Source organism: Kitasatospora sp. NPDC002227 (assembly GCF_040296285.1).
Lineage (GTDB): Bacteria > Actinomycetota > Actinomycetes > Streptomycetales > Streptomycetaceae > Kitasatospora.
In genome coordinates, this window is the sequence record NZ_JBEOWY010000054.1 from 40757 (window position 1) to 57006 (window position 16250).

At 71.2% G+C, this 16250-nt stretch carries 12 protein-coding genes; 9 read left to right on the forward strand and 3 right to left on the reverse strand.

The genetic code is table 11. The features are described 5' to 3' along the window. Positions 1-73: 73 nt before the first annotated feature. On the reverse strand, positions 74-1564 hold the full coding sequence (gene rpsA / locus ABT095_RS32435) for a 30S ribosomal protein S1 (protein ID WP_350533149.1): 1491 nt from the start codon (positions 1562-1564) through the stop codon (positions 74-76). A gap of 395 nt (positions 1565-1959) precedes the next feature. On the opposite strand from rpsA, the gene ABT095_RS32440 reads away from it, so the two are divergent. Together ABT095_RS32440 and hrpB are read left to right on the forward strand one after the other, a co-directional pair. Beyond that, entirely contained in the window at positions 1960-2805 is an 846-nt protein-coding gene (locus ABT095_RS32440; RefSeq protein WP_350533150.1) for a class I SAM-dependent methyltransferase, read from the forward strand. A gap of 133 nt (positions 2806-2938) precedes the next feature. Further along, positions 2939-5461: an ATP-dependent helicase HrpB gene (hrpB, locus tag ABT095_RS32445; protein WP_350533151.1), complete on the forward strand. Its 2523-nt coding sequence runs from the start codon at positions 2939-2941 to the stop codon at positions 5459-5461. On the opposite strand, the gene ABT095_RS32450 is transcribed toward hrpB, so the two are convergent. Further along, positions 5451-6224 (reverse strand): alpha/beta fold hydrolase, encoded by a 774-nt coding sequence (locus ABT095_RS32450; RefSeq protein ID WP_350533152.1) that lies wholly within the window; start codon positions 6222-6224, stop codon positions 5451-5453. The genes hrpB and ABT095_RS32450 overlap by 11 nt on opposite strands. 87 nt (positions 6225-6311) lie before the next feature. Further along, positions 6312-8987, reverse strand: coding sequence for a DNA polymerase I (gene polA / locus ABT095_RS32455; RefSeq protein ID WP_350533160.1), 2676 nt, complete (start codon positions 8985-8987; stop codon positions 6312-6314). A 193-nt stretch (positions 8988-9180) separates the two neighbouring features. On the opposite strand from polA, the gene ABT095_RS32460 reads away from it, so the two are divergent. The 7 genes from ABT095_RS32460 (at position 9181) to ABT095_RS32490 (ending at position 16122) form a co-directional block, all read left to right on the forward strand. Further along, positions 9181-9633 carry a PaaI family thioesterase gene (locus ABT095_RS32460; RefSeq protein ID WP_350533153.1) on the forward strand — a complete coding sequence of 151 codons (453 nt, stop codon included), beginning with the start codon at positions 9181-9183 and terminating at the stop codon, positions 9631-9633. A 58-nt stretch (positions 9634-9691) separates the two neighbouring features. Continuing rightward, positions 9692-10399 carry a hypothetical protein gene (locus ABT095_RS32465; RefSeq protein WP_350533154.1) on the forward strand — a complete coding sequence of 236 codons (708 nt, stop codon included), beginning with the start codon at positions 9692-9694 and terminating at the stop codon, positions 10397-10399. 216 nt (positions 10400-10615) lie between these two features. Next, the gene (locus ABT095_RS32470; protein ID WP_502885084.1) at positions 10616-11824 is read left to right on the forward strand and encodes a branched-chain amino acid ABC transporter substrate-binding protein; all 1209 of its coding nucleotides are present in this window, start codon (positions 10616-10618) and stop codon (positions 11822-11824) included. Positions 11825-11925: 101 nt separating this feature from the next. Next, positions 11926-12855, forward strand: a complete 930-nt coding sequence (locus ABT095_RS32475; protein WP_350533156.1) for a branched-chain amino acid ABC transporter permease — start codon at positions 11926-11928, stop codon at positions 12853-12855. 5 nt (positions 12856-12860) lie between these two features. Further along, positions 12861-14600: a branched-chain amino acid ABC transporter permease gene (locus tag ABT095_RS32480; protein WP_350533161.1), complete on the forward strand. Its 1740-nt coding sequence runs from the start codon at positions 12861-12863 to the stop codon at positions 14598-14600. 8 nt (positions 14601-14608) lie between these two features. Further along, positions 14609-15409: an ABC transporter ATP-binding protein gene (locus ABT095_RS32485; RefSeq protein ID WP_350533157.1), complete on the forward strand. Its 801-nt coding sequence runs from the start codon at positions 14609-14611 to the stop codon at positions 15407-15409. After that, positions 15406-16122: an ABC transporter ATP-binding protein gene (locus tag ABT095_RS32490; RefSeq protein ID WP_350533158.1), complete on the forward strand. Its 717-nt coding sequence runs from the start codon at positions 15406-15408 to the stop codon at positions 16120-16122. The genes ABT095_RS32485 and ABT095_RS32490 overlap by 4 nt, the downstream gene beginning before the upstream one ends. Positions 16123-16250: the final 128 nt, after the last annotated feature.

Below are 16250 nucleotides of genomic sequence, written 5' to 3' on the forward strand. Positions count from 1 at the left end.
GCAGAAGGACCCCCTGCCCGGTCTCCCGGGCAGGGGGTCCTTCTCAGCTGTCAGACCTCAGACGAGGCTGCGATCAGCTCTGGCCACCGGCCAGCTTCTCGCGCAGCGCGGCGAGCGCCTCGTCCGAAGCGAGAGCGCCGGAGCCCTCGTCGCTGGAGGAGGAGTACGAGCCACCAGCGGCGGCGGCGACGGCGTCGCCACCCTCGGCAGCGGCCTCGGCGTCGGCCTCACGGCTCTTGATGACCTGGGCCTGGTGCTGCTCGAAGCGGGTCTGCGCCTCGGCGTACTGGCGCTCCCACTCCTCACGCTGCTTCTCGTAGCCGGGCAGCCAGTCGTTCGCCTCGGGGTCGAAGCCCTCCGGGTAGATGTAGTTGCCCTGGTCGTCGTACGAGGCAGCCATGCCGTACAGGGTCGGGTCGAACTCGACCGACGCCGGGTCGGCACCGAGGGACTCGTTGGCCTGCTTCAGCGAGAGGCTGATGCGACGACGCTCGAGGTCGATGTCGATGACCTTGACGAAGATCTCGTCGCCGACCTGGACGACCTGCTCCGGGATCTCCACGTGGCGCTCGGCCAGCTCGGAGATGTGGACCAGACCCTCGATGCCCTCGTCCACGCGGACGAACGCACCGAACGGAACCAGCTTGGTGACCTTACCCGGGACGACCTGGCCGATCTGGTGCGTCCGGGCGAACTGCTGCCACGGGTCCTCCTGGGTCGCCTTCAGCGACAGGGAGACGCGCTCGCGGTCCATGTCAACGTCGAGAACCTCGACGGTGACCTCCTGGCCGACCTCGACAACCTCGGACGGGTGGTCGATGTGCTTCCAGGACAGCTCGGAGACGTGGACGAGACCGTCGACGCCGCCCAGGTCCACGAAGGCACCGAAGTTGACGATCGAGGAGACGACGCCGGAGCGCACCTGGCCCTTCTGGAGGGTGGTGAGGAAGGTCTGGCGGACCTCGCTCTGGGTCTGCTCCAGCCAGGCACGGCGGGACAGGACCACGTTGTTGCGGTTCTTGTCCAGCTCGATGATCTTGGCCTCGAGCTCCTTGCCGACGTACGGCTGGAGGTCGCGGACGCGGCGCATCTCGACCAGCGAGGCCGGGAGGAAGCCACGGAGGCCGATGTCGAGGATGAGACCACCCTTGACGACCTCGATGACGGTACCGGTGACGATGCCGTCCTCTTCCTTGATCTTCTCGATCGTGCCCCAGGCACGCTCGTACTGAGCGCGCTTCTTGGACAGGATCAGACGACCCTCCTTGTCCTCCTTCTGGAGGACCAGGGCCTCGATGTTGTCACCAACGGAGACAACCTCGTGGGGGTCGACGTCGTGCTTGATCGAGAGCTCGCGCGACGGGATGACACCCTCGGTCTTGTAACCGATGTCGAGGAGCACCTCGTCACGGTCGACCTTCACGATGACGCCCTCAACGATGTCGCCATCGTTGAAGTACTTGATGGTCTCGTCAATGGCGGCGAGGAAGGCCTCGGCATCGCCAATGTCGTTGACCGCAACCTGCGGGGTGGTGCTGACAGAGGTGTCGGTGGGGCTCGTCATTAGGAAAAGGGCTCCGGTACGGACATGAAGTCGTAGGTAATGCCACGCGGAGGGCCCGTATCGCTCCCACCGAAAGCCGGACAGCCAAGAACACGGCCCACCTGCTGATACGAGAACCAGTGGTGTCCGTCTTGCGACCGTGGGGTCTTCGACAGATGCGAGCGCGACCTGCTCCGTCCGAGGCGCGCAGGCCCGCAGCGCAACTTGTAGCATACGGGGACAGCCGAGCACGGTCAACGCCAGAAACGGCGAGACGGTGGAGGCCGGGACGGATCAGGTCATATCCTCTCCCCGACCCCGGGATCCCCGGATGCCACGGCCCGGCCCACCCCCAGCTTTCAGGGGCGGTCCGCGCAGCAGCGCTTCCGCTCCCCATACCCTACTTGACAGGTTTCATGATCTTGGCCACCACCCCCGCCTCCGAGGCCGCCGCGCAGTACGACGAGGAGGACGGCGACGCCGTCCGCCGCGAGGCCGCGCTGGAGGAGAGCAGCCGGGCCAGCCGGCACTGGTGGGACCGCAACGCGGACGAGTACCAGGACGAGCACGGCGCCTTCCTCGGCGACGACCGCTTCACCTGGTGCCCGGAGGGCCTGGACGAGGCCGAGGCCGGCCTGCTCGGCCCGGTCGCCGGGCTCACCGTGCTCGAGCTCGGCGCGGGCGCCGCCCAGTGCTCGCGCTGGCTGGCCGCCCAGGGGGCCCGGCCGGTGGCGCTGGACATCTCCCACCGGCAGCTGCAGCACTCGCGCCGGATCGACCTCGGGCGGGGCAGCGAGCCGGTGGCCGTGGTGCAGGCCGACGCGGCGGTGCTCCCGTTCGCCGACGGCTCCTTCGACCTGGCCTGCTCGGCGTACGGCGCCGTGCCGTTCAGCGCGGACACCGCGCTGCTGATGCGGGAGGTGCACCGCGTACTGCGGCCGGGGGCCCGCTGGGTCTTCTCCGTCACCCACCCGATCCGCTGGGCCTTCCCCGACGAGCCGGGCGTGGAGGGCCTCACCGCCACCTCCTCCTACTTCGACCGCACCCCGTACGTCGAGCAGGACGCGGCCGGCCACGCCACCTACGTCGAGCACCACCGCACCCTGGGCGACCGCGTCCGCGAGCTGACCGCCGCCGGCTTCCGGCTGCTGGACCTGGTCGAGCCCGAGTGGCCAGAGCAGCTGGACCAGGAGTGGGGCGGCTGGAGCCCCCTGCGGGGCAAGCACATCCCTGGCACGGCGATCTTCGTCGCCGAACGTTAGGCACCCCGTCCAGTGGCAGCGCCCAGGGGCGCGGGGAACTGCGCGACCAGCCCGCTACGAAGGTGCACGGTTGCGCGCGCCGTTCCTCGCGCCCCTGATGTGGTTGCTCTCAGCTGAAATCCTCTCCGGCAGAATGCTGCTGGTGACCCCCGCCTGGCAGGACCTCCCCGTCCGGACCGCCCTCCCCGCGCTGCATGCCGCCCTGGACGACCGCGGCGTAGCCGTCCTCGCGGCCCCGCCCGGGACGGGCAAGACCACGCTCGTGCCCCTCGCGCTGGCCGGCCTCCTGGGCGAGGGGCCCGTACGGCGGGTGCTGGTCGCCGAACCCCGCCGCCTCGCCGCCCGGGCAGCGGCCAAGCGGATGGCCTGGCTGCTGGGCGAGGGCGTCGGCGGCCGGGTCGGCCACACCGTACGCGGGGACCGGAAGGTCGGGCCGGGGACGGTGGTCGAGGTGGTGACCACCGGGGTGCTGCTGCAGCGGCTGCAGCGGGACCAGGAGCTGGCCGGGGTCGACGTCGTGGTGCTCGACGAGTGCCACGAACGGCACCTGGACGCCGACACCGCCCTCGCCTTCCTGCTCGACGTCCGGGCGACACTCCGCCCCGAGCTGCGGCTGCTCTGCGCCTCCGCCACCTCCGACACCGCCGCCTGGGCGGAGCTGCTCGGCTCCTCGGACGAGCAGGACACCCCCGCCCCGGTGGTCGAAGCGCACGGCGTCTCGCACGCCGTCGAGGTGATCTGGGCGCCCCCGCCGCGCCCCGTCCGCCCCGCGCACGGCACCCGGACCGACCCCGCCCTGCTCGACCACCTGGCCGCCACCGTCCGCCGCGCCCTCACCGAGCAGGACGGGGACGTGCTCTGCTTCCTGCCCGGCGTCGGCGAGATCGCCCGCGTCGCCGGGCTGCTCGGGACGCAGCCGGGCGTCGAGGTGCTGCAGCTGCACGGCCAGGCCCCGCAGGCCGTCCAGGACGCGGCCCTCTCGACCGGCTCGAGCCGCCGCGTCATCCTCGCCACCTCCGTCGCCGAGTCCTCGCTGACCGTGCCGGGCGTGCGGGTGGTGGTGGACTCCGGGCTGGCCCGGGAGCCGCGGACCGACCACGCCCGGGGGCTGGCCGGGCTGGTGACCGTGCGGGCCTCGCTGGCCGCCGGGCGGCAGCGGGCCGGGCGGGCCGGGCGTGAGGCACCGGGGGCGGCGTACCGCTGCTGGTCGGAGGCGGAGGACGCGCTGGCCGCGCGCTTCCCCACCCCCGAGATCGCCCTCGCCGACCTGACCGCCTTCGCCCTGCAGGCCGCCTGCTGGGGCACCCCCGACCCGGCCGGGCTCAGCCTCCCCGACCAGCCGCCGACCGGGGCGATGGCCGCCGCCCGGCAGACCCTGCTCGCCCTCGGCGCGGTGGACCAGGCCGGCCGGGCCACCCCGCGCGGCCGGCTGATCGCCCGAGCCGGCCTGCACCCGCGCCTGGGCCGGGCCCTGCTCGACGGCACCCCGCTGGTCGGCGCCCGCCGCGCCGCCGAGCTGGTCGCGCTGCTCTCCGAGGAGCCGCCCCGCGCGCTCGGCGACGACCTGCCGGCGGTCCTGCGCTCCGTCCGCTCGACCCGCGACGGGTACGCCGCCCGCTGGCGCGAGGAGACCAGGCGGCTGCGCAGCGGGGACACCCCCGACACCGCCCTGCCGGACGCCGCGGCCGCCGGTCTGGTGGTCGCGCTCGCGCACCCCGAGCGGATCGCCCGGGCGCGCTCGGCCGAGGGGCCGTACCTGATGGCCTCCGGGACGGCGGCCGAGACGGCGCCCGGCTCCGGGGTGGCCGGGGCGCCGTGGCTGGCGGTGGCGGTGGCCGACCGGGCGGCGGGGGCGCACTCGGCGCGGGTGCGGCTGGCGGCGGTGCTCGACGAGGAGACCGCCCGGCTGGCCGGGGCGCCGCTGCTGAGCGAACGCACCGAGGTGGTCTGGTCCGGCGGGCGGCGCGGCGACGTGGTGGCCCGGCGGGTGGCGGCGCTCGGCGCGATCGAGCTCGAATCGAAGCAACTGGCTGCCCCGGAAGCCGAGTTGGTCCGCGAGGCGCTGCTCGAGGGCCTGGCCCGCGAGGGCGTGGACAGCGTACTGAACTGGACCCAGGCCGCCGTGGCTCTGCGCGAGCGGCTGGCCTTCCTGCACCGCGAGCTCGGCGCGCCCTGGCCCGACGTCAGCAGCGCGGCCCTGGCCGACCCTGACTGGCTGGAGCCCGAGCTCTCCCGGGCCCGCCGCCGGGCCGATCTGGAGCGGATCGACGTGAGCGCCGCCCTGCAGCGGCTGCTGCCCTGGGCCACCGGCGAGGCCGGGCGGCTGGACGAGCTGGCGCCCGAGCGCATCCTGGTCCCCAGCGGCTCCCGGGTGCGGGTCGACTACTCCACCGAACGCCCGGTGCTGGCCGTGAAGTTGCAGGAGCTGTTCGGCTGGCAGGCCGCCCCGGCGCTGGCCGGCGGGCGGGTACCGCTCACCGTCCACCTGCTCTCCCCGGCCGGCCGGCCGGCCGCCGTGACCGGCGACCTCGCGACCTTCTGGCGCGAGGGCTACCGCGCCGTCCGCGCCGACCTGCGCGGCCGCTACCCCCGCCACCCCTGGCCGGAGGACCCGACCGAGGCCCAGGCCACCCGGCACACCAACCCTAGGCGATGAACTCCCGCACCAACGGCCCGGCCACGGACCGGAATTCGTCGAAGTAGGCGTGCCGCGCCCCCGGGATCAGCTCGAGCCTGGCCCCGGGGATGCGCTCCACCAGCAGGTGGGCGTTGGCCGCCGGGTTGAGCAGGTCGTCGGTGCCGTGCAGGACGAGGGTCGGGCAGCTGATCCGCGCCAGCACGTCCCAGGCGTCGTGCCGGTTGCTGGCCACCAGGTGACGGCCGCGCGCGTAGGCGGGCATGGCAGGGTCGCCGACCACCTGGTACGGCCCGGGGTGGGCGGCCAGCCAGCCGGGCGTGTACATCAGGTCGAGCAGCGCCGCCCGGGAGGCCACCGGATCGTCGTCGGCCAGCGCCCGCCGCACCTCCTTGCTCCGCTCGACGGCCCGCGGCCCGCCGGGCGAGGTGCAGCCGAGCACCAGCGAACGGACCCGCTCGCCGTGCTCCGCCGCGAGCCACTGGGCGACCCGGCCGCCCATCGAGGTGCCGTACACATCGGCCCGGTCGATGCCGAGCTCGTCCAGCACCGCCCGCACGTCCTCGGCCAACTGCCGGGTGCTGTACGGCACATCGGGCTTGTCACTGGCGCCGGTGCCACGCCAGTCGAGGGTGATGGTGGCGCGCTCGGGGTGGAAGTCCTCCCGGACCCCGTCCCACCAGTGGTGGTTGTTCGCCTGCCCGGAGAGCAGCACCAGCGGGGCGCCCGTGCCCTGGAGCTGGTAGGCGATCTTGACCCCGTCCGGAGTCACGGCGTACGGCATGTGGTCCCCCTCTGGTCCGAAAAACTCAGCAGAAGGTGCGGGAACCCGTCCGGATTCCCGCACCTCCCAAGCAACCCCCGCACGGCGTCAGTGCGCCGCGACCTCCCAGTTGGCGCCGACACCGACGGAGACGTCGAGCGGGGCGCGCAGCGGGTAGGCGGCGGCCATCTGCTCGCGGACGATGGCCTCGGCCTGCTCGCGCTCGCCCGGGGCGAGTTCGAGGACGATTTCGTCGTGCACCTGGAGCAGCATCCGGGTCTTGAGGCCCGCCTCGCGCAGGGCGGTGTCGACGTGCAGCATGGCGATCTTGACGATGTCGGCGGCCGAACCCTGGATGGGGGCGTTGAGGGCCATCCGCTCGGCCATCTCGCGGCGCTGGCGGTTGTCGCTGGTGAGGTCCGGCAGGTACCGGCGGCGGCCGAGCAGGGTCTCGGTGTAGCCGACCGCGCGGGCCTCCTCGACCACGCGGTGCAGGTAGTCGCGCACCCCGCCGAAGCGCTCGAAGTAGGTGTCCATCAGGCCCTGGGCCTCGCCCGGCTTGATGCCGAGCTGCTGGGAGAGCCCGTAGGCGGAGAGCCCGTACGCGAGGCCGTAGGACATCGCCTTGATCTTGCGGCGCATCTCGGCGTCCACCTCGCCGGGCTCCACCGAGAAGACCTGGGAGGCGACGGTGGTGTGCAGGTCCTCGCCGCTCTCGAAGGCCTCGATCAGAGCCGCGTCCTCGGAGAGGTGGGCCATGATGCGCAGCTCGATCTGCGAGTAGTCGGCGGTGAGCAGCGACTCGTACCCCTCGCCGACCACGAAGGCGCGGCGGATCATCCGGCCCTCCTCGGTACGGACGGGGATGTTCTGCAGGTTCGGGTCCTGCGAGGAGAGGCGGCCGGTGGCGGCGACCATCTGGTTGAAGGTGGTGTGGATGCGGTTCAGCGGGGAGACCGTCTTGAGCAGGCCCTCGACGGTGGTGCGCAGCTTGGCCTGGTCGCGGTGGCGCAGCAGGATGACCGGCAGCTCGTTGTCGGTCTGGCCGGCCAGCCAGGCGAGCGCGTCCGCGTCGGTGGTCCAGCCCGTCTTGATCTTCTTGGTCTTGGGCAGGTTGAGCTCGCCGAAGAGGATCTCCTGGAGCTGCTTGGGCGAGCCCAGGTTGAACGGGCGCCCGGCGGCGGCGTGCGCCTCCTCGACCACGCGGGCGATCTCGGCGGCGAACTGGGCCTCGATGGTGGTGAGCCACTCGCGGTCGGCGGCGATGCCGGTGCGCTCCATCCGGGCCAGCAGCTCGGCGATCGGCAGCTCCATCTCGTGCAGCAGCTTGGTCGCGCCGACCTCGGCGAGGCGGGTCTCGAAGAAGGTGGCGAGGTCGAGCACGGCGCGGGCCTGGGTCATCAGGGCCTGGGCGCCGGCGGCCGGGTCGTGCTCGGGCTCGTCGAAGGAGAGCTGGCCGCTCTCGGCCGCGGCGGCGGGGGCGAGCGAGCGGGCCAGGTACTCCTCGGCGAGCACGTCGAGGGTGAAGGTGCGCCGGCCGGGCTTGTCGAGGTAGGCGGCGAGCGCGGAGTCGGCGGTGACGCCGTTGATCTGCCAGCCGTGCTCGGCGAAGGCGCGCATGACCTGCTTGGCGATGTGCAGAGCCTTGGGCTGCTCGGCGTCGGCCAGCCAGGCGGCGAAGGCCCGCTCGTCCTCCTCCACCAGCTTGGCCGGGTCGAACCAGGCGGCGTCCTCGCCGGTGGCGAGCGCGATCTCGCTCACCGAGCCGCTGCCCAGCGCCCACTCGTACAGCGCGGCGACGGCGATCCGGCCCTCGGTGTGCGCGGCCAGCCAGGCGGCCAGTGCGCCGGGCTCGGTCAGCAGGTCACCCTCGACGGCGACGCCGGGAGCGGCTTCCGAAGCCTCCTCGGCCGCGCCGCCCACGTCGATGCCGTGCACCCGGTCGCGGAAGTTCGGGTTGCGGAACTCCAGGCTCTCCAGGATCTGCGAGACGCCCTCGCGGTCGAACGGGGTGCGCTCCAGGTCGGCCACGCCCAGCGGCAGTTCGACGTCGCGGACCAGCTCGGTGAGCACCCGGTTGCGCTTGACCGAGTCGAGGTGCTCGCGCAGCTTCTCGCCGATCTTTCCCTTGACCTCGTCGGCGTGGGCGACCAGCTCGTCGAAGGAGCCGTACTGGTTGACCCACTTGGCGGCCGTCTTCTCGCCGACGCCGGGGATGCCGGGCAGGTTGTCCGACGGGTCACCCCGCAGGGCCGCGAGGTCCGGGTACTGGGTGGGGGTGACGCCGTACTTCTCGGCGACCTTCTCCGGGGTGTAGCGGGTGAGCTCGGAGACGCCCTTGGTCGGGTAGAGCACCGTCACCTTGTCGCTCACCAACTGCAGCGAGTCGCGGTCGCCGGTGACGATCAGCACCTCGAAGCCCTCGGCGGCCGCGGCGGTGGCCAGGGTGGCGATGATGTCGTCCGCCTCGAAGCCCTCCACCGACATCCGGGGGATCTTCATCGCGTCGAGCAGCTCGCCGATCAGGCCGATCTGGCTCTTGAACTCGTCCGGCGTCTTGGCCCGGTTGGCCTTGTACTCGGGGAACTCCTCCGAGCGGAAGGTCTTGCGGGAGAGGTCGAAGGCGACGGCGAGGTGGGTGGGCTGCTCGTCGCGCACCGTGTTGGCGAGCATCGAGGCGAAGCCGTACACCGCGTTGGTCGGCTGGCCGGTGACGGTGTTGAAGTTCTCCACGGGCAGGGCGAACCACGCCCGGTACGCCATGGAGTGACCGTCGAGCAGCATCAGCCTGCCACTCGCCGCACTCTTCCCTGCACTCTGGGTAGCCACGTCAACGTCCGTTCCTGCCGATGTCCACTGCCAGTGACGATCCTAGGGCCCTGCACCGACAACTCCGGCGACCCACCGTCCCCCGACGGGCGGCCGGTCGTACGATCAAGCGGTTGACCCCACACCCTCGTACGCCAGGAGCTGCGCCATGACCGACTCCACCCCGGTGCTGAAAGTGCCGCAGGACGTCCTCGACCACTTCGCCAAGCTCGGCGTCGACGCCTCCACCTTCAGCGGCGGCCACCTCGGCGAGAAGCTGGGCATCAAGATCGTGGAGGCCTCCGGCGACCGCGTGGTGGGCACCATGCCGGTCGAGGGCAACCAGCAGCCGTACGGACTGCTGCACGGCGGCGCCTCCGCCGCGCTGGCCGAGACGCTCGGCTCGATCGGGGCGATGCTGCACGCCGGCCCCGGCCGCTACGCCGTCGGCGTCGACCTGAACGCCACCCACCACCGCTCGGCCACCTCCGGCCTGGTCACCGGCGTGGCGACGGCCGTCTTCAAGGGCCGCACCGCCGCCACCTACGAGATCGCCATCACCGACGACACCGGCAAGCGGATCACCAGCTGCCGGCTCACCTGCATGCTGCGCGACATCTGATCCCAATCGTTAGCGGCCCGCCGTTTGCCTCCTCCCCCACCGGGGCAGGCCCTGCCTCGTGGTGGTGGAGCTGGACGAGGACGGCGCGGCGGCCCCGGACGGGGCGCCGCACCGCAGCCTGACGCGCCGTCAGAAGTGGACGGTGGCCGCGATGCTGCTGGCCGTGGTCACCCTGCTGGTGCTGCGGCACGTCTTCGACCGCCCCGCCCAGGCCGCCAACTCGCCGCCACCGTACCCCTCGTCGGTGGCGGCTTTCGGCTATCTGGGCGCCCAGCGCGACGCCGTGCCCGGCGGCCACGACTTCGCCCTGAAGGTGCGGGCCACCGCCCTCGGCGAGCCGCCGTACGAGCTGGTCTCGGTCCGCCAGGACTACGCGGGCGTCACCACCGCCGTCGGCGGCACCGCACTGCCCCGGCAGGTCACCACGGCCGCCCCGGTGGAGTTCACGGTGGTGTACACCGTCACGGACTGTGCCGCCGCGCCCCGGGACGCGGGCATGCCCTTCCTCGATGTAACGCTGCGTAACACGCGGGGTCTCCAGACGCTCAGTCAGATCCTGGGCCCCACGTACGCCCGCGACCTCTCCAGGAACCTGCACATCACCTGCCCGGATTCCGCTATCCGGACAGCCACGCCCGTTTCAGCCGTCGCGGACACTGGTGTCCGATATTCGGACCGCCCCAGCATTTACCGCGTTTCCGAGCTCGACAACGTCCCACCGACCGGGACAGCCTCTATCATCCCGCGTCCGCTCAGGCGGAAATGACCAGAATCCGAGATCACTGCGTCAGCTCCGCATAACAAGAGAATCACAGCATGCCCACACCCCTGCCCGAGCCGCCGAAGCCGGTTTAGAGTCACGGCCAGTCACCGCGCCAACGGATTGGGCCTGGCCCCAGCGCGCGACCCGGCACCCCGCCACGTCCGGCCCGGTGTCTTCCTCAGAAAGGGAACCCTCGTGCGTAATCGTGCAACCCTTGCCGTGAGCATCGCCGTCATCGGAGCCCTCTCCCTGACCGCCTGCGGCTCGCGTGGTGGCAGCAAGAGCGGCGGCGACAACGCCGGCGGCTCCACCACCGTCACCATCGGTGTCGACGCCCCCCTCACCGGCGACCTCTCCGCCCTGGGCCTCGGCATCAAGAACTCGGTGGACCTGGCGATCAAGCAGGCCAACGACAACAACGAGGTCCCCGGGGTCAAGTTCAAGATCCAGGCGCTGGACGACACCGCCAAGCCGGCCCCCGGCCAGCAGAACGCCACCCAGCTCGTCGCCGACAAGTCGGTGCTCGGCGTGGTCGGCCCGCTGAACTCCTCCGTCGCCCAGTCGATGCAGCAGATCTTCAACGACGCTCACCTGACCGAGGTCTCCCCGGCCAACACCGGTGTCGCCCTCACCCAGGGCGAGGCCTGGGCCAGCGGCAAGAAGGTGCGCCCCTTCGCGTCCTACTTCCGCACCGCCACCACCGACGCCGTGCAGGGCCCCTTCGCCGCCCAGTACCTCTTCAACACCGCGTCGAAGAAGAAGGTCTTCCTCATCGACGACCAGAAGACCTACGGCGCCGGCCTGGCCGCCACCTTCAAGGGCGAGTTCACCAAGCTCGGCGGCCAGATCGTCGGCGAGGAGCACGTCAACCCGGACGACCGCGACTTCAACGCCATCGTCACCAAGGTCAAGGCCGCCGGTGCCGACGCCGTCTACTACGGCGGTGAGTACCCGGCCGCCGGCCCGCTCTCCCAGCAGCTCAAGGACGCCGGCGTGGCCATCCCGCTGATGGGCGGCGACGGCATCCAGAGCGGCGACTTCATCAAGCTCAACACCAAGAGCGCCGGCGACCTCGCCACCGCGGTCGGCCTCCCGGTCGAGTCCCTGCCCTCGGCCGCCAAGTTCATCGCCGACTACAAGGCCGCCGGCTACAAGGACGCCTACGAGACCTACGGCGGCTACTCCTACGACTCCGCCCGCGCCATCATCCTCGGCGTCAAGGCCGTCGTGCAGGCCAACAACGGCAAGCTCCCGGACGACGCCCGCGCCAAGGTCGTCGACGCCGTCCAGAAGATCTCCTTCGACGGCGTGACCGGCAAGGTCTCCTTCGACGAGTTCGGTGACACCACCAACAAGCAGCTCACCGTGTACGTCGTCAAGGACGGCAAGTGGGCCGTCGAGAAGTCCGGCACCTTCACCGCCAGCTGACCCAGCCTCACCTTGCAGGACCCGCGCGGGGGCGCCAGAAGCGCCCCCGCGCACCCACATCCACCCCCAGAAACGCGTACAACGCCCACGGAGGCCGAGCGGTGAACGAACTACCGCAGCAGCTGGCCAACGGCCTGATCCTGGGAGCCCTCTACGGGCTCGTGGCGATCGGCTACACAATGGTCTACGGCATCGTCCAGCTCATCAACTTCGCCCACGGCGAGATCTTCATGGTCGGCGGCTTCGGCGCGCTGACCGCCTACCTCGCCCTCCCCGGCGGCACCACCATGTGGCTGGCCATCCCGCTGATGCTGCTCGCAGGCATCCTGGTCTCCGTCCTGGTCGCCGTCGCCGCCGAGCGCTTCGCCTACCGCCCGCTGCGCACCGCACCCCGGCTCGCCCCGCTGATCACCGCGATCGGGCTGTCACTCGCCCTGCAGCAGTTGGTCTTCTCCTTCTACCCGGACGCCAAGAAGGCCCGGGTCTTCCCGAAGATCCCCGGCGACCCGTTCAACTTCGCCCACATGACCATCCAGCGCAGCGACATCTTCCTCATAGTCGCCGCCCCGCTCTGCATGGTCGCCCTCGGCTGGTTCGTCTCCAAGACCCGCTCCGGCCGCGCCATGCAGGCCACCAGCCAGGACCCGGACACCGCCAAGCTGATGGGCATCGACACCGACAAGATCATTGTGATGGCCTTCGCCATCGGTGCCGCCTTCGCCGCCGTCGCCGCCGTCGCCTACGGGCTGCGCACCGGCCAGGTCGACTTCAAGATGGGCTTCATCCTCGGCCTCAAGGCCTTCACCGCCGCCGTGCTCGGTGGCATCGGCAACATCTACGGCGCCATGCTCGGCGGACTCGTCCTCGGCCTCGCCGAAGGCCTCGCCACCGCCTACATCCAGCACATCCCCGGCATGCACCTCTTCGGTGGCGGTGCCTGGAAGGACGTCTGGGCCTTCGTACTCCTCATCGTCGTCCTGCTCGTCCGGCCCCAGGGCCTGCTCGGCGAGCGCGTCGCGGACAGGGCGTGACCACCATGACCACCGAGACCACCCCGGTCATCCCCCTCCCCGCCGCACGGATCATCACCGCCGTCGGCGCCGTCGCCACCACCGCCAGCGCCTTCCTCGCCTGGACCTGGACCAGCGACTTCCCCGGCGACCTCACCGTCACCGGCTACCCCGGCGGCCTCCAGTGGCTGACCCTCACCGCCGGACTGCTGACCCTGCTGCTCGCCCTCGCCGCCTCCGGCACCCCCGGTCTGCGCTGGGCCGCCCCGAGTCGCAGCCACAACGCGACCCTCCTCGCCGCCGTCGGCGCCGCCGCCGTCACCTGGTTCACCCTGATCGCCATCTCCGTCGAGCTCGGCGGCCTGGCCAACCTCGAACCCGGCGGCTGGGTCGCCGGCGCGGCCTCTCTGGTCGCCCTCCTCGGTGCCCTCTCGCTGCCGCTGGAGCGCCACCCGGACGGCAACTTCGGCGGACTCACGAAGAAGAGCGACCAGCCGCTGCCGGCCGCGCGCCAACTGCCCTCCTGGGCCGAGGTGCTGCTCATCATCGCGGCCTTCGCCATCGGCCTGTTCGTGGTCACCTTCGGCCTCGACGCCGAGGGCGGCGAACTCTTCGTCGGGTACCTGATCACCCTCGGCTTCGCCGTCGCCGCACTCACCCGCTCCGGGCTCACCGCCCGGCTGCGTGGCCTGACCACCAAGCACCGCCAGGTCACCACCGGCGCCGCTTTCGCCGCGGCGGCCGCCTTCCCGTTCAGCCAGACCAGCGACCAGTACACCTCGGTCGCCGTCAACATCCTGATCTTCGCGACGGTCGCCCTCGGCCTCAACATCGTGGTCGGCCTGGCCGGTCTGCTCGACCTCGGCTACATCGCCTTCCTCGGCGTCGGCGCCTACGCCGCGGCCCTGGTCTCCGGCTCCCCCGCCTCCCCGATCCACGTCCAGTTCCCGTTCTGGGCCGCGGTGCTGACCGGCGCCGTGGTGGCCATGATCTTCGGTGTGGTCATCGGCGCCCCCACCCTGCGGCTGCGCGGCGACTACCTCGCCATCGTCACCCTGGGCTTCGGCGAGATCTTCCGCATCACCATGAACAACCTCAACGGGACCACCGGGCCGAACGTCACCAACGGGTCCAACGGCATCCCGCGCATCCCGGACCTGCAGATCCTCGGCTTCGACCTCGGCAAGGCGCACAGCGTCGGCGGGATCGAACTCGGCCGGTTCTCCAACTACTACCTGCTGATGCTCCTCATCACCATCGTCGTGGTGCTGGTCTTCTCCCGCGTCGGCAACTCCCGCATCGGCCGCGCCTGGGTCGCCATCCGCGAGGACGAGACCGCCGCCGAGGCCATGGGCATCAACGGCTTCCGCCTGAAGCTTCTGGCCTTCGCCCTCGGTGCCTGCCTTGCCGGCACCGCCGGCACCATCCAGGCCCACGTCCAGTACACCGTCACCCCCGACCAGTACACCTTCGCGGACGCCCTGCCGCCGAACTCCGCCTTCTTGCTCGCCGCCGTCATCCTCGGCGGCATGGGCACCATCAGCGGCCCCCTCGTCGGCGCCACCATGCTCTTCCTCATCCCGAAGAAGCTGCAGTTCCTCTCCGACTACCAGCTGCTCGCCTTCGGCATCGCGCTCATCGTCCTGATGCGCGTCCGCCCCGAGGGCCTGATCCCGAACCGCCGCCAGCAGCTGGAATTCCACGAGGCCGACATCCCCGCGCAGGCGGTCCCCGCCGAGGCCGCGGCCACCAAGGCAGGGGCGTGAAAGGCACCATGACCACCAACACCCCCGTCCTCGAGGCCTCCGGCGTCATCATGCGGTTCGGCGGCCTGACCGCCGTCAACGACGTCTCCCTCACCGTCAACAGCGGCGAGATCGTCGGCCTGATCGGCCCCAACGGCGCCGGCAAGACGACCTTCTTCAACTGCCTCACCGGCCTGTACGTGCCCACCGAGGGCACCGTCAGCTACAAGGGCACCGTCCTGCCGCCCAGGCCCCACCTGGTCACCCAGGCCGGCATCGCCCGCACCTTCCAGAACATCCGGCTCTTCTCCAACATGACCGTCCTGGAGAACGTCCTGGTCGGCCGCCACAGCCGCACCAAGGAGGGCCTCTTCTCGGCCATCCTGCGCGGCCCCGGCTACCGCCGCGCCGAGGCCGAGAGCCGCGAGAAGGCCATGGAGCTGCTCGAGTTCGCCGGCCTCGCCAACAAGGCCGACCACCTCGCCCGCAACCTCCCCTACGGCGAGCAGCGCAAGCTCGAGATCGCCCGCGCCCTCGCCAGCGAGCCCGGCCTCCTCCTGCTCGACGAGCCCACCGCCGGCATGAACCCCCAGGAGACCCGCGCCGCCGAGGACCTCGTCTTCGCGATCCGGGACAAGGGCATCGCCATCCTGGTCATCGAGCACGACATGCGGTTCATCTTCAACCTCTGCGACCGCACCGCCGTCCTCGTCCAGGGCCAGAAGATCGTCGAGGGCGACCGCGAGACCGTCCAGAACGACGAGCGGGTCATCACCGCGTACCTCGGGGCGCCGCTCGAAGGCACCAGCACTACGGAGGACAGCCAGTGACCGCGCTCCTTGAGGTCGAGGACCTCCGCGTCAGCTACGGCAAGATCGAGGCCGTCAAGGGCATCAGCTTCACCGTCAACCAGGGTGAGGTCACCACCCTCATCGGCACCAACGGCGCCGGGAAGACCACCACGCTGCGCACCCTCTCGGGCCTGCTCAAGCCGACCGGCGGGAAGATCACCTTCGAGGGGAAGCCGCTCTCCGGCGTCCCCGCCCACAAGATCGTCTCGCTCGGCCTGGCCCACTCCCCCGAGGGCCGCCACATCTTCCCCCGGATGACGATCGAGGAGAACCTCCTCCTCGGCGCCTTCCTCCGCCGCGACCCGGCGGGCGTCCAGGAGGACGTCGAGCGTGCCTACACGCTCTTCCCCATCCTCGGCGAACGCCGGAAGCAGGCGGCCGGCACCCTCTCGGGCGGCGAGCAGCAGATGCTCGCCATGGGCCGCGCGCTGATGTGCCGTCCGAAGCTCCTCATGCTGGACGAGCCCTCCATGGGCCTCTCCCCGCTGATGATGCAGAAGATCATGGCCACCATCGTCGAGCTCAAGGCCTCCGGCATGACCATCCTGCTCGTCGAGCAGAACGCCCAGGCCGCCCTCTCCCTCTCCGACCAGGGCTACGTCCTGGAGGTCGGCAAGGTCGTCCTCACCGGCACCGGCCAGGACCTCCTGCACAACGACGAGGTCCGCAAGGCCTACCTCGGCGAGGACTGAGCACCCGCTGCACACAGAAGGGCCCGGCCGCTGTTCTTGGGTTCTAGTGGTCGTCGCAACACCCCAGCTCAAGGGGTGCGATGGACTTCGAGATCCGTGAGGACCGGACACCGCAGGGTCCTCGGAAG

Bases quoted from the DNA above. Each gene is read 5' to 3' on its own strand.
- hrpB (WP_350533151.1), top strand. From the start codon at position 2,939: ATGCTGCTGGTGACCCCCGCCTGGCAGGACCTCCCCGTCCGGACCGCC.
- ABT095_RS32480 (WP_350533161.1), top strand. From the start codon at position 12,861: ATGACCACCGAGACCACCCCGGTCATCCCCCTCCCCGCCGCACGGATC.
- rpsA (WP_350533149.1), bottom strand. From the start codon at position 1,564: ATGACGAGCCCCACCGACACCTCTGTCAGCACCACCCCGCAGGTTGCG.
- ABT095_RS32485 (WP_350533157.1), top strand. From the start codon at position 14,609: ATGACCACCAACACCCCCGTCCTCGAGGCCTCCGGCGTCATCATGCGG.
- ABT095_RS32450 (WP_350533152.1), bottom strand. From the start codon at position 6,224: ATGCCGTACGCCGTGACTCCGGACGGGGTCAAGATCGCCTACCAGCTC.
- ABT095_RS32440 (WP_350533150.1), top strand. From the start codon at position 1,960: ATGATCTTGGCCACCACCCCCGCCTCCGAGGCCGCCGCGCAGTACGAC.
- polA (WP_350533160.1), bottom strand. From the start codon at position 8,987: ATGCTGCTCGACGGTCACTCCATGGCGTACCGGGCGTGGTTCGCCCTG.
- ABT095_RS32460 (WP_350533153.1), top strand. From the start codon at position 9,181: ATGACCGACTCCACCCCGGTGCTGAAAGTGCCGCAGGACGTCCTCGAC.